General features: G+C 71.8%; 11 protein-coding genes. 10 read left to right on the plus strand and 1 reads right to left on the minus strand.

The window, feature by feature from the left end:
* The 10 genes from LY41_RS21555 (at position 1) to LY41_RS21605 (ending at position 12,984) form a co-directional block, all read left to right on the plus strand.
* Positions 1-324, plus strand: coding sequence for an imine reductase family protein (locus tag LY41_RS21555; protein ID WP_253866054.1), 324 nt, complete (start codon positions 1-3; stop codon positions 322-324).
* Entirely contained in the window at positions 321-689 is a 369-nt protein-coding gene (locus LY41_RS21560; protein WP_253866056.1) for a nuclear transport factor 2 family protein, read from the plus strand. Before LY41_RS21555 ends, LY41_RS21560 begins: the two co-directional genes overlap by 4 nt.
* Positions 690-960: 271 nt before the next feature.
* A complete protein-coding gene (locus LY41_RS21565; RefSeq protein ID WP_308292292.1) occupies positions 961-3,111 on the plus strand; it encodes a molybdopterin oxidoreductase family protein in 2,151 nt (716 codons plus the stop codon).
* The gene (locus tag LY41_RS21570; protein ID WP_253866057.1) at positions 3,108-4,559 is read left to right on the plus strand and encodes an FAD-dependent oxidoreductase; all 1,452 of its coding nucleotides are present in this window, start codon (positions 3,108-3,110) and stop codon (positions 4,557-4,559) included. Before LY41_RS21565 ends, LY41_RS21570 begins: the two co-directional genes overlap by 4 nt.
* 1,234 nt (positions 4,560-5,793) lie before the next feature.
* Positions 5,794-7,182: an MFS transporter gene (locus LY41_RS21580; protein ID WP_253866058.1), complete on the plus strand. Its 1,389-nt coding sequence runs from the start codon at positions 5,794-5,796 to the stop codon at positions 7,180-7,182.
* Between the two features lie 175 nt (positions 7,183-7,357).
* Positions 7,358-9,877, plus strand: a complete 2,520-nt coding sequence (gene nirB / locus LY41_RS21585; RefSeq protein WP_253866059.1) for a nitrite reductase large subunit NirB — start codon at positions 7,358-7,360, stop codon at positions 9,875-9,877.
* A complete protein-coding gene (nirD, locus tag LY41_RS21590) occupies positions 9,874-10,236 on the plus strand; it encodes a nitrite reductase small subunit NirD (RefSeq protein ID WP_253866060.1) in 363 nt (120 codons plus the stop codon). Before nirB ends, nirD begins: the two co-directional genes overlap by 4 nt.
* Positions 10,233-11,348 carry a uroporphyrinogen-III synthase gene (locus tag LY41_RS21595; protein WP_253866061.1) on the plus strand — a complete coding sequence of 372 codons (1,116 nt, stop codon included), beginning with the start codon at positions 10,233-10,235 and terminating at the stop codon, positions 11,346-11,348. Before nirD ends, LY41_RS21595 begins: the two co-directional genes overlap by 4 nt.
* Entirely contained in the window at positions 11,345-12,202 is an 858-nt protein-coding gene (locus LY41_RS21600) for a sirohydrochlorin chelatase (RefSeq protein ID WP_253866063.1), read from the plus strand. The genes LY41_RS21595 and LY41_RS21600 overlap by 4 nt, the downstream gene beginning before the upstream one ends.
* Positions 12,091-12,984 carry a uroporphyrinogen-III synthase gene (locus LY41_RS21605; RefSeq protein ID WP_253866065.1) on the plus strand — a complete coding sequence of 298 codons (894 nt, stop codon included), beginning with the start codon at positions 12,091-12,093 and terminating at the stop codon, positions 12,982-12,984. Before LY41_RS21600 ends, LY41_RS21605 begins: the two co-directional genes overlap by 112 nt.
* Before the next feature lie 34 nt (positions 12,985-13,018).
* On the opposite strand, the gene LY41_RS21610 is transcribed toward LY41_RS21605, so the two are convergent.
* The gene (locus LY41_RS21610; RefSeq protein WP_253866067.1) at positions 13,019-13,516 is read right to left on the minus strand and encodes a DUF3558 family protein; all 498 of its coding nucleotides are present in this window, start codon (positions 13,514-13,516) and stop codon (positions 13,019-13,021) included.
* Positions 13,517-13,564 lie beyond the last annotated feature (48 nt).

Consider the following 13,564-nt stretch of genomic DNA (forward strand, 5'->3'; position numbering starts at 1 on the left):
GTGCGGTCGCGCCGCTCGACCGCCGGTGTCGATGCGGCCACCTATACGCCGTTCGCGGCGCCGCTGGCGCAGGGCACGATCGAGTGGCTGCCCGACTGTGCCGATCAGGTCGACAACGGCACCTATCCGCCCGACGACGCGACGCTGACCACGCACGCGGGTGGGCTGGCCCACCTCGTCGCGGAGAGCGAGCGGCTGGGTGTCAACGCGGAAATGCCGAGGCTGTTCCAGTCGCTGGTGGACCGGGCGGTCGCCGAGGGCGGGGCGGCGAAGAGTTACCCCGCTCTGGTCGAGCAGTTCGCCCGAACGGCGGGAACCGCATGACCGGCGAGACCGGCGAGACCGGTAACGACGTCACCGTGCTGGTGGCGGCCTACATCGCGGTGTGGAACGAGCGGAACCCGTGCACGCGACGAACACTCGGTGCCGAGGTGTTCACCGCCGATGCCCACTACGTCGATCCCAACACCTCGGTCCGGGGCAGATCGGCGATCGACGCCTATGTCGCGGGCTGGCAGGAGCAGTTCCCCGGCTTCGGCTTCGTGCTCGGCGCGGTGCACGGTCACCACGGTCTTGCGCACTTCGAGTGGAGTTTCGCCTCCGTTCGCGGCGGGTCCGCGGCCACGGGCCGGGACGTCGTGGTGCTCGAGCAGGGCCGGATCGCCACTGTCTACGGCTTCTTCGACTGACCCACGGCTTCTTCGACCGACTGCCGCGAGGGCGCGGAGCGTGCGGGCCGCCGTGCTCACCGCGTCCTCGCGCGGGTCGCGGAGCAACGTCAACCGCCTGAAACATCAGCGCACTTCCGGGTAACACGCGCTTCCTACCGTCGACGGGACGCCGGCGACCAACAGGAGGTGCCCGTTGACGCTGACAGCCGACACCCCGTCCGGGTCGGATGCGGGCGGGCGAGCCGCGTCCGGCCCGGAACCGGACACGGAATCGGAACCGGACACGACCGTGGACGCGGGCGACGAGGCCCCGACCGACACGCACTGTCCGTACTGCGCACTGCAGTGCGGCATGGCGCTGACGCCTGCGGGCGGCACCGTGGACGTGGCGCCGCGGAGCTTTCCCGCCAACGGCGGCGGGCTGTGCCAGAAAGGCTGGACGTCGGCCTCGCTGTTGGACTCGCCTGCGCGGTTGACGACGCCGCTCGTCCGCACCGGCGGTGAGCTGCACCCCGCGACCTGGGACGACGCACTCGACGTGATCGCGGCCAGGCTCACCGCGCTGCAGGCCGAACACGGTCACGACGCCGTGGCCGTCTTCGGCGGCGGTGGGCTGACCAACGAGAAGGCCTATCTGCTGGGCAAGTTCGCGCGGGTGGCGCTCGGGACGGCGCAGATCGACTACAACGGCCGGTTCTGCATGTCGTCGGCCGCGGCGGCGGGCAAGGCGGCGTTCGGCGCCGACCGGGGCATGCCGTTCCCGATGACCGACCTGGCCGATGCCGACGTGATCGTGCTGGTCGGGTCGAATCCGGCGGAGACGATGCCGCCGTTCCTGCAGCATCTGCAGGGCGCGGCCGCCCGGGGCGGGCTGGTCGTCGTCGACCCGCGGCGCACGCCGACGGCCGAGCAGGCGAACGTGCACCTCGCACCCGCTCCCGGCACCGATCTGGCGCTGGCGCTGGGCGTGCTGCACGCGACCGTCGCCGAAGGGCTGCTCGACGGGACGTACGTGGCCGGCCGCACCGCCGGGTTCGACGAGATGTGGCGGACCGTCGCCCGGTACTGGCCCGAGCACGTCGAACGCATCACCGGTGTCAGCGCCGCCGACCAGCGCGCGCTCGCGCATCGGCTCGCGGGCGCGCGGGGCGCGTACGTGCTCACCGCGCGCGGTGCGGAACAGCACGCCACCGGGGTCGACACCGTCAGCGCGTGGATCAACGTCGCACTCGCCCACGGCCTGCCGGGCAGGGCAGGCTCCGGCTACGGCTGTCTGACCGGCCAGGGCAACGGCCAGGGCGGCCGTGAACACGGGCAGAAGGCCGATCAACTGCCCGGCTACCGCGCACTGGCCGACCCCGCGGCGCGCGAGCACGTCGCGGGCGTGTGGGGCGTCGACCCGGACTCGCTGCCCGCACCCGGCCGGTCGGCCTACGAACTGCTCGACGCGCTCGGCGAACCGGACGGGCCGAAGGCGATGCTCGTGTTCGGCAGCAACGTCGCCGTCTCGGCGCCGCGCTCGCAGCGGGTGGCCGATCGGCTGGGAGCGCTCGACTTCCTCGTCACCGCCGACGTCGTGCTGTCGGAGACCGCCGCGATGGCCGACGTCGTGCTGCCCGTGACCCAGTGGGCCGAGGAGGACGGCACCATGACCAACCTCGAAGGCCGGGTGCTGCTGCGCCGCAAGGCGATCGACCCGCCGGACGAGGTGCGCAGCGACCTCGACGTCCTCGCAGGGCTCGCCGAGCGGCTCGGCCAGCCTGCGGGCCGGTTCCCCGCCGACCCCGAAGCGATCTTCACCGAGTTGCGTGCCGCGTCGGCGGGTGGCGTGGCCGACTACTCCGGCGTGACCTACGAGCGGCTGCGGGACGGCGAGGCGTTGCACTGGCCGGTGCCCGCCACCGATCACCCCGGCACGCCCCGCCTGTTCCTCGACGCCTTCGCCCACGACGACGGCCGCGCGCGGTTCGTGGCCGTCGACCACACCGGTCCCGCCGAACCGCCGGACGCGGAGTTCCCGCTGCAGGCCACGACCGGACGCGTGCTGCAGCACTACCAGTCGGGTGCGCAGACGCGGGCCGTGCCGGAGCTGGCCGGCGCCGTGCCGGAGGCCCACATCGAGGTGCATCCGGACACGGCCGCGCGGGCCGGTCTCGGCGCGGGCGATCGGGCGACCGTCGAGTCCCGCCGCGGCGCCGTGACCGCCCCGGTGCGCTGTGTTGCCTCGATGCGGCCGGACGTCGTGTTCGTGCCGTTCCACTTTCCCGGCGGGCAGCGGGCCAACCTCATCACCAACCCCGCGCTCGATCCGACGAGCAGGATGCCCGAGTTCAAGGTGTGCGCCGCCCGGATCGTTCCGGCGGCGGACGTTCCGGCGGGGACGGTCTCCGCACCGGGATCCCGAACCTCCGACCGGCAGGACAAGGACGGTGAATCGTGAACGCCCGCAGAGTGGTCGTCCTCGGCTACGGCATGGCAGGAGCCCGGCTCGCCGACGAGATCCGCAACCGTGATCCGGACGGCGAGCGGGTCGCGCTGACGGTCGTCGGCGCCGAGCCGCACGCTGCCTACAACCGCGTGCTTCTCTCGGCCGTCGTCGCCGGCACCATGCGGCCCGACAGCGTCCGGTTGCACGACGAGGACTGGGCGGAGCGCCACCACGTCGACCTGCGACTGGACGTGGCTGCGCGGCGCATCGACCGTCCGAATCGGACGGTCGAACTGTCCGACGGCACCACGGTGGCCTACGACGCGCTGGTGCTGGCGACGGGCAGCAGGCCGTGGGTTCCGCCTGTCGACGGACTGGTCGACGACGACGGTGAGCTCGCCGACGGTGCCCTGGCGTTCCGCAACCTCGACGACTGCGACCGGATTCTCGACGCCGCGAAGGTCGGCGCGCCGGTCGCGGTACTCGGCGGCGGGCTGCTGGGCCTCGAAGCCGCGCGCGGCCTCGCCGGACGGGGCAACCGCGTGACGGTGGTGCATCCGGCGCAGCACCCGATGGAACGGCAGCTCGACCCCGGCTCCGGCCGGGTGCTCACCCGCACGTTCGACGAGCTCGGCATCGATTTCCGGCTGGGCCGGGGTGCGGCGAAGTACCTGCCCGGCGACGGCCTGAAGCTCGACGACGGCAGCCACGTCGAGGCCGACCTGCTGGTCGTCTCGACCGGGGTGCGTGCCGAGACGGGCCTGGCCGCCGAAGCGGGCCTGGCCGTCGACAGGGGCGTGGTCGTCGACGAGTCCCTGCGCACCAGCGATGGGCGCATCCACGCGATCGGCGACTGCTCGCAGTATCCCGGCACCCCGTCCGGGCTGGTCCAGCCCGCATGGGAGCAGGCGAGCGTCCTGGCCGACCTGCTCACCGGCGCCGACACCGCCTCGCGCTACCGGGGGACGTCCGTCGTCACGCGGCTCAAGGCGAAGGGCGTGGACGTCGCGGCGCTCGGCGACACCGCGGTCGAATCGGACACCGCCGACGACGAGACGGAGGTCGTGTGCGTCGACGATCCGGCACGCGGCCGGTACGCCAAGCTGGTGGTGCGCGACGAGAAGGTGGCGGGCGCCATCGCCGTCGGCGTTCCCGATGCCGCCGCGACGATCACGCAGTTGTACGACCGCGGGACCCGGGTGCCGGAGGACCGGCTCGCGCTGCTGCTCGGCAGGGCGCTGCCGTCGGCCGCGCCCGCGGCGGCCAGTCCGGCCGATCTGCCCGGCTCGGCGATCGTCTGCCGCTGCAACTCCGTCAGCAAGGCGAAGATCATCGAGGCCTACCGCGGCGGTGCGTCCACAGTGGACGCGATCGCGCAGCGGACCCGCGCCAGTACCGGGTGCGGCAGCTGCCGTGAGGCGGTGTGCGGTATCACCGAGTGGCTCACCAGCCTCGACTAGAACGGTGGGCTGTCGTGGTTCTGCCGTTCCCGGCCGGTGGTGTCTCGCGTCGGTTCGACTCCGATGGCTTGGCGACCGACCGGGGCAGGCCGTGCCGGGGTAGTTCGTTTCGGGGTGAGGACGGGTTGGCGGTGTGCGGTGTAGGTCGCCCCGTGTGGTCCCGTCACCCGGGTTACCCCGTGGGTGGGGTCGTAGCGGGTGTTCCAGCCGGGTTGGTCTTTGAGTCGGTGGTGTCGCCGGCAGCGTGGGCCACTGTTGGCCACCGGCGGGCACGTGCAGCGAGACCATGGCCGCCGCTTCCGCCGGCGCGACCCCGGGATCACGGCCCAGCAGCAGGTCCGCGGTCACGTCCGCCCGCAGTTGGTCGAGGGTGCGCCCGTCGCCACTACGACGTAGCGACCGGGCCATCCCATCGACGCGGGAGTAGCACGCGCCGGCCACCTCCGCCGGCAGATGCACCTCCAACGACGACATCACATGTTCGCCGGGCGTGAGTTCCACGCGGCGTTCCGCTCGGACCCGGCGAGCCCGCTCAACCTGCCCGCCGGGGTCGACCACCGTCAACACCCGCCGCGCTCCGTACGACTCGACCTCACCGGCGCGCATCGCGGCGAGCAACTGCGGCATCCGCCCCGTCAACGATCTCCCGTCATCGATGCGCCGTTCGACCTCGCGGGTCGAGACCCGCAACACCGGCGTCAACTCTTCGGCCAACCCCCGATCATCACCCACCGCCGCCGCGATATCGGCCAGCACTGCCAACTCCCGAGCGTCGAGCTGTGCCCGCTGGACACGGGTCTCCCGTAGCTCCTCGACCTTGTCACCAACACCGTTGTCCCCCATGTCATCCACAACACCCAATATATCGAACTTCTGATCGAAACAACCAGAACACAATGGGGTGAATCAGAGTCTCTCACGTCGAGAAGCCGACCAATGGCGCACCTCGAGACCGGGCCCAGCGCCTGGTCGGCCGGTTCCATAGCCGGACAGTCTCGACCTGCGCAGCACCGGCCCGGCAATGCGCTGCGGAAGTCTGTCGGCGCTCGCTCTCGGCTGCACCGTCGCCCGCGTCCTCACAGCCGCCGTCGCCCGCGGTGAGGAAGCGGTAGCACGGACGGAATCGCGGACACGGCCGGTTGAAACAGCCGCTTCCTAGCGTGACCACACGCCACGTCGCCACCGGCGACGTTTCCGACAGGCCGTCCCGCGACGCCGGACGAAGGAGACTTCCATGACGCTCGCACCCGAGAAACCGGCCGACGAGCCCGCGCTCGCGCGAGGGCGAGGACGGTGGATCGACAACTGGGAGCCCGAGGACCCCGCGTTCTGGAACGCCACCGGCAAGAAGGTCGCCTGGCGCAACCTCGGCTTCTCGGTCCTGGCCGAACACCTCGGCTTCAACGTATGGATCCTCATGAGCATCGTCGTGGTCAACCTCGGCGAGGCGGGCGTGCACTTCGGTGTCGGCCAGACCTTCTGGCTGATCATCGTGCCGAACCTGGTCGGGGCGCTGCTGCGCGTGCCCTACACGTTCGCGATCCCGAAGTTCGGCGGGCGAGCGTGGACCACCGTCAGCGCGTCCCTGCTGCTGATCCCGTGCCTCATGCTGGTCGTCGCGGTGACCACCCAGGCCCCGTTCTGGTTCTTCCTGCTCACCGCGGCCGCGATGGGTTGCGGCGGCGGCAACTTCTCGTCGTCGATGAGCAACATCTCGTTCTTCTTCCCCGAGGGCAAGAAGGGCCTCGCGCTGGGCCTCAACGCGGCGGGCGGCAACCTCGGCGTGGCGGTCACACAGCTGCTGGTGCCGCTGGTGATCAGCATCGGCACCGGCATCACCCTCGCCTACGCGGCCCTGATGTGGCTGCCGCTGATCGTCGTCGCGGCGGTGTGCTCGTGGACGATGATGGACTCCATCACGTCGGCCAAACCGGACGGCAGCTCCTACCGCGCGGCGATGCGCACCAAGCACACGTGGGTGATGTCGGTGCTCTACATCGGAACGTTCGGTTCGTTCATCGGCTTCTCGTTCGCCTTCCCCTCGTTGATCCAGCTCACGTTCTCCGAGCACACCGCCTTCGTCGGACTGGCGTTCCTCGGCGCGCTCATCGGGTCGGTCACCCGGCCGTTCGGCGGCTGGCTCGCCGACCGGCTCGGCGGCGCCCGCATCACGCAGTGGAACTTCGCGGGGCTGGCGCTCGGCACGGTCGGCGTGCTGATCAGCGTCGCGCAGCAGAGCTTCGCGCTGTTCTTCGGCTCGTTCATCCTGCTGTTCGTGCTGACCGGGATCGGCAACGGTTCGACCTACCGCATGATTCCGGTGATCTTCGCCGAGGAGGCGAAGAAGGGCGCAGGCGCGGACGCGGACCCGGACGCGGTCGCCAAGGCGGCCAAACGGCAGGCGGGCGCGGTCGTCGGCGTCGCGGGTGCGCTGGGTGCCTTCGGCGGTGTGCTGGTGAACCTCGTCTTCAAGTTCTCGCTGGAAGGCGGCGGAACCCTGACACCCGCACTCGTCGCGATCCTGGCCTTCTACGGCGTGTGCATGGCGACGACGTGGTGGTTCTACCTGCGCACGAGTTTCGCCGTCGACCGCGTGCCGAGCCTGGCGTACGCGCGCGTGTGAGAACACCCGTGGCCCGGTGCGGAGTCCTCCGGCGGGCGGGGCCGCCGGACTCGCCGCCGTCACGGTCCCTGACATGGAAAGGGAACTGTTGGTAACGCCCTCGAAACACGACGGAAGTGGTCAGGATACGACCACTGGCCAGCATGGAACGCAGTCATCGGTGGAGGTGCGAGTCATGAGTCGAACGTTGGTGGTCGCCGGGCACGGCATGGTGGCCCACCGCCTGGTGGAGGCGTTGCGGACCGACGACGTCGACGGGACGTGGCGGGTCGTCGTGTTCGGTGAGGAGTCCCGGCCCGCCTACGACCGGGTCGCGCTCACGTCCTATGTGGACACGTGGGATCCGGGCGAGCTGGGGCTTCCGGGTGCCGAGTACGCCGACGACGACCGGGTGGACCTGGTGCTGGGCGATCCGGTCGTCGCGATCGACCGGGAGGCCAAGCAGGTCACGACCCGGAGCGGGCGGGTGCAGTCCTACGACGCGCTCGCGCTGGCGACGGGGTCGCGGCCGTTCGTGCCGCCGGTCGAGGGCAAGGACCTGCCCGGGGTGTTCGTGTACCGGACGATCGAGGACCTCGACGACATCCGCACGGCGGTGGATCGTGCCCGCCTGCGGCGGGGCCGGCCCGCGGCGGCGGTGGTCGGCGGCGGGCTGCTCGGACTCGAGGCGGCCAAGGCGCTGCGCGACATGGGACTCTCGCCGCACGTGGTCGAGATGGCGCCGCGGCTGATGCCGCTGCAGGTCGACGACGGTGGCGGTGCGCTGTTGCACCGGCTGATCACCGACCTCGACGTGACCGTCCACACGGGAACGTCGACGTCGGCGATCGCGCAGGACGGCGACCGGCTGCAGGCCCGGCTCGGCAACGGCACCGAACTGGACGTCGACCTGCTCGTGTTCTCGGCGGGTGTGCGCCCGCGCGACGACCTCGGCCGGGAGGCGGGCCTCGAGCTCGGCGAACGCGGCGGGGTGCTCACCGATGAGACGTGCCGCACCAGCGACCCGGACATCTTCGCCGTCGGCGAGTGCGCCTCGGTGGCGGGGCGCGTGTACGGCCTCGTCGCGCCGGGCTACTCCATGGCGGAGGTGGCCGCCGCGACCCTGCTGGGCAGGGATGCGTCGTTCCCCGGCGCGGACACCTCGACCAAACTCAAGCTCATGGGTGTCGACGTCGCCAGTTTCGGCGACGCACACGCCGCGACCGACGGTTCGCTCGAGGTCGTGTTCAACGACGCGGTGAACGGTTCGTACAAGAAGCTCGTGGTCTCCGACGACGCGACGACACTGCTCGGCGGGGTGCTCGTCGGTGATGCGGGCGAGTACAACCTGCTGCGTCCGCTGGTCGGCAGCGAGCTGCCCGGCGAGCCGGCAGCACTGATCGGTCCCGCCAGCGGCGGCGATGACGCCGTCGGGGTCGAGGCGCTGCCCGACGACGCGCAGATCTGCTCGTGCAACGCGGTCACGAAGGGCGCGATCAACCAGGCGATCCACGACGAGGGCTGCGACAGCGTCGGGGCGATCAAGAACTGCACCCGCGCGGGCACGTCGTGCGGCTCGTGCGTGCCGATGCTGGGCAAACTGCTGTCGGCGTGCGGCGTCGAGCAGTCGACGGCGCTGTGCGAGCACTTCACGCAGTCGCGCGCCGAGCTGTTCGAGATCGTCCGCGCCACGCGGATCACGACGTTCAGCGAGCTGATCGCCAACCACGGCACGGGCGCGGGCTGCGCCGTCTGCAAACCCGCCGTGGCCTCGATCCTGGCGACCCTCGGCAACGGCCACGTCCTCGGCGGCGAGCAGGCCACGCTGCAGGACACCAACGACCGGTTCCTCGCGAACATGCAGCGCAACGGCACGTACTCGGTCGTCCCGCGCGTGCCGGCCGGGGAGATCACACCGGAGCGGCTGATCGTGCTCGGTGAGGTGGCCAAGGAATTCGGCCTCTACACCAAGATCACGGGCGGTCAGCGCGTCGACCTGTTCGGTGCGACCGTCGAGCAGTTGCCGCAGATCTGGCGCAGGCTCGTGGATGCCGGGTTCGAATCGGGTCACGCCTACGGGAAGGCGCTGCGGACCGTGAAGTCGTGTGTCGGCACGACGTGGTGCCGCTACGGCCAGCAGGACAGTGTGGGCCTCGCCGTGGAGCTCGAACTGCGTTACCGCGGACTGCGGTCCCCGCACAAGCTCAAGGCCGGCGTCTCCGGGTGCCAGCGCGAATGCGCGGAGGCCCGCAGCAAGGACTTCGGCGTCATCGCGACCGAACACGGCTGGAACCTGTACGTGGGCGGGAACGGCGGGGCGGTCCCGCGGCACGCCGATCTGCTCGTGTCCGGTGCCGGCACCGAGGAGCTGGTCCGGATCATCGACCGGTTCGTCATGTTCTACGTCCGCACCGCCGACCGGCTGCAGCGCACCGCGGCGTGGCTGGACGAGCTGGAGGGCGGCCTCGACCACCTGCGGTCCGTGGTCGTCGACGACAGCCTCGGCATCTGCGACGAGCTGGAGGCGGCGATGGCCGAGCACGTCGCGAACTACGAGGACGAATGGAAGGGCGTGCTGGAGGATCCGGACAAGCTGGCGCGGTTCACGTCGTTCGTGAACGCGCCCGGTACGCCGGATCCGACGATCGCCTTCGAGACCGAACGTGAGCAGCCCGTGCCCGTGATGCTGGGCGTACCGGAGGTGGCGAACCGATGACCGTACTGCCGGACGAGCAGGTCGGTGGGTCCGAGACGTGGACACCGGTGTGCCGGGTGGAGCAGGTGCCCCGCGCCGGTGGCGTGGCCGCACTGCTGGACGGCGACGTTCAGGTCGCGGTCTTCCGCACCGGCGACGGCGAACTCCACGGTCTATCCAATGTGGACCCGTTCTCCGGTGCGGCCGTGCTCTCGCGCGGCATCGTCGGTGACGTCGGTGGCGTCCCCGCCGTGGCCTCGCCGATCTACAAGCAGAACTTCGACCTGCGCACCGGCCGGTGTCTCGACGACGACGGCGTCCGGATCGAGGCGTATCCGGTGCGGGTCACCGGCGACCTCGTCCACGTGGGAGTGCGATGACGGACGTCCCGCCGCTCGCGGGGTACGCGATCGGCATCACCGCGGCGCGCCGGGCCGACGAGCTCGGCGCGCTACTGGTGCGCAAGGGCGCCACCGTGCGCTACGGCCCTGCGATCCGGATCGTCCCGCTGGCCGACGACTCCGAACTGCACGCGGCCACCCGGCTGCTGCTCGACGAACCGGTCGACGCCGTCGTCGCGACCACCGGCATCGGGTTCCGCGGCTGGGTCGAGGCGGCCGAAGGCTGGGGAATCGGCGATGAGCTGATCGGACGGCTCGGGCGCACGAACGTGCTCACCCGGGGGCCCAAGGCGAAGGGCGCGGTGCGCGCGGCGGGACTGTCCGAGGTGTACGCACCCGATTCGGAGAGCAACGCCGAACTGCTGCAGTATCTGCTCGATTCCGGCGTGGAGGGACTGCGCATCGCGGTGCAACTGCACGGCGAACCGCTGCCGTACTTCGTGGACTCGCTGCGGGCGGCCGGTGCCGAGGTGGTGGAGATCCCGGTCTACCGCTGGGCGGGACCGGCCGATCCGGGCCCGCTGGACCGGTTGATCGACTCGGTGCTCGACGGCTCGATCGATGCGATGCCGTTCACCAGTGCGCCGGCGGCGGCGAGCATGCTCGCGATGGCGTCCCGCACCGGGCGCCACGCCGGCCTGGTGGATGCGCTGATCCGGCGGACACTGGTCGCGTGCGTCGGCCCGATCACGGCCGGTCCGCTCGCGGCGGTGGGGATTCCGACGGTGCAGCCGCAGCGGGCGCGGATCGGCGCGCTGGCACGAGAGGTGGCTGCCACGCTCGTGGCGCGGTCGCCACGGCTGGCCGCGGCGGGCAGGGAGATCGAACTGCGCGGCCAGGCGGCCATTGTGGACGGGCAACTGCGCGAGGTGGCACCCGCGCCGATGGCGGTGCTGCGTGCACTGGCGCAGCGGCCGGGGCACGTGGTGTCGCGGCGCGAACTGACGTCGGCGCTGCCCGGCGGCGGCGAGGAACACGCCGTGGAGACCGCGATCGGCAGGCTCCGCACCTCGCTCGGGGAGGGGGCACTGGTGCAGACGGTGGTCAAGCGCGGATACCGGCTGGCCGTGGCCGTGGGGAACGACGCATGATCGTGCTGACCGCGCACGGTACGCGCGACCCCGCCGGGCCCGAGGTGATCGCGGAGCTGGCCGGCCGCGTGCGGGCACGGGGAGCGGCGGTGACGGTCGCGTATGCGGACGTCCGCGATCCCGACGTCACGACCGTCCTCGACGGACTCGAGCCGGATTCCGGACCGGCCGGCCCTGTCGTGGTGCCTGCGTTCCTGGCCGCCGGTTACCACGTGCGGACCGACATCCCGGAGCAGATCGCGGCGAGTGCGCTGCCGCGGACCCCGGTGTCCCCGGCGTTCGGCCCGGCGCCCGAGCTGATCGACGTACTCGTCGATCGTGTGCGGCAGGCCGGCTACCGGACGGGAGACGCCGTGGTGCTGGCTGCCGCCGGATCGAGTGACCCGTGGGCGCTCGGCGAGGTGGCCACGGCGGCGCGGGCGCTCGGCGCGCGGCTGGGTACACCGGTGCGGATCGGATATGCGGCCACGGCCGAGCCCGGCATCGCCGAGGTGGTGGCCGAGACTCGCCGCCCCGGAGGCCGGGTGGTCGTCGCGTCGTGGCTGCTGGCGCCGGGCCTGTTCCAGCGGCGGCTGGAGGCCGCGGGTGCCGACGCCGTGTCGGCCCCGCTCGGTGCGCATCCCGCGGTGGCCGACCTGGTACTGCGCCGCTACGCCGACGCCGGTCACGATTGCAGCTCGGGTGCTACCGCGGAGGCGGGTTATCGTGGCCGTTCGTGGGTAGCGGGTGAGAGCGGGGATGCATGGCAGAGCTCGACGACGTCGCCATCGGCATCACGGCGGAGCGGCGTTCCGGTGAGTTCATCGAGGCACTGGAACGGCGGGGCGCGTCGGTGTGGCACGGCCCGACGCTGAGCATCGTGCCACTGGCCGACGACGACCGGCTGCGCGCGGCGACCGACGAGGTCATCGCGGGCGGGGTCGACCTGGTGGCCGTCACGACCGGCGCCGGGTTCCGCGGGTGGCTGTCGGCCGCAGGCGGCTGGGGTCTCGCCGACGAGCTGACGGGCGTGCTGTCGCGGGCGCGGCTGTTCGTGCGCGGGCCGAAGGCGACGGGCGCGGTGCGCGGGCACGGGCTCGCCGAGGAATGGTCGTCACCGGAGGAGAGCAACCGGGAGCTGTTCGCGCACCTGCTCGAGCAGGGCTCCGCCAGGCAGGAGGGCGCCGGGCAGGGTTCCGCCGGGCAGGACTCCGCGGGGCAGGGTTCCGCCGGGCAGGACTCCGCGGGGCAGGGCTTGGCCGGTCGTCGCGTGGCGGTGCAGCTGCACGGGCAGGCGCTGCCGGAGTTCACCGATCCGCTGCGGGAAGCGGGGGCGTCGGTCGTCGAGGTGCAGCCGTACCGGTGGCAGTGGCCCGCCGACCTGGGACCGGCGCGCAGGCTCGTCGACGGCGTGCTCGACGGCCGGCTGCAGGCGCTGGCGTTCACCAGCGCGCCCGCGACGGCGAACCTGTTGCAGCTCGCGCGCGACGACGGCCGCTACGACGAGCTGCTGGCCCGCCTCGGTACCGACGTGCTGTGTGCGTGCGTCGGGCCGGTGACGGCGGCGCCGCTGGTCGACGCGGGCGTGCGGGTCGTGCAGCCCGAGCGGCAGCGGCTCGGCGCGCTGGTGAAGCTGCTCGCGGCGGAACTCGGATAGTCCCCGACGGCGCCGATCAGCCGGGCAGGGTCGATCAACCGGGCAGCGTGTCGAGGATGTGACCGGCTACGCGCTCGGCCAGCCGGCACGGGGCACCGTCGGTCACCCCGCCGACGTCGGCGTTGAACGTCTGCGCCTCGTCCGAGGGAACGAGCGCGACCTCGACCATGCACGAGGTGCCCCGTGGCTTGGTCCTCATCGCGGTGGCGGCGATGCCGCGCACCTCGGTGTCGCTCAGCTCGACGTTCGCCGTGTCCGCGGTCAGGCTGATCCCCGCCCCGATCGTCACGTGCGGTGAGCCGAGGGTCTCCACGGGCGAGAAGGAGCACTGCGGCCCCTCGGCCTCGCCGCTCCCGTACCGGGCACCGACGAGGTCCTCCAGCTCGGCCGGAGTGACCAGGTCACACGGTCCGCGATCACCGAGTCGCTTGTCCGAACCGCTCGCCGCGCCGGAGCCACACCCCGCCACGACGGTCGCGGCCATGATTACGCTTCCGGTGACCAGGGTGATGCGGCGAGCGGAACGAGCCATGCGACGGTGAACCTCGATCGGTCGGAGGGCCGGAGTCGCGTCATCGTA

It is taken from the genome of Prauserella halophila, assembly GCF_024171895.1.
GTDB classification, from domain to species: domain Bacteria; phylum Actinomycetota; class Actinomycetes; order Mycobacteriales; family Pseudonocardiaceae; genus Prauserella; species Prauserella halophila.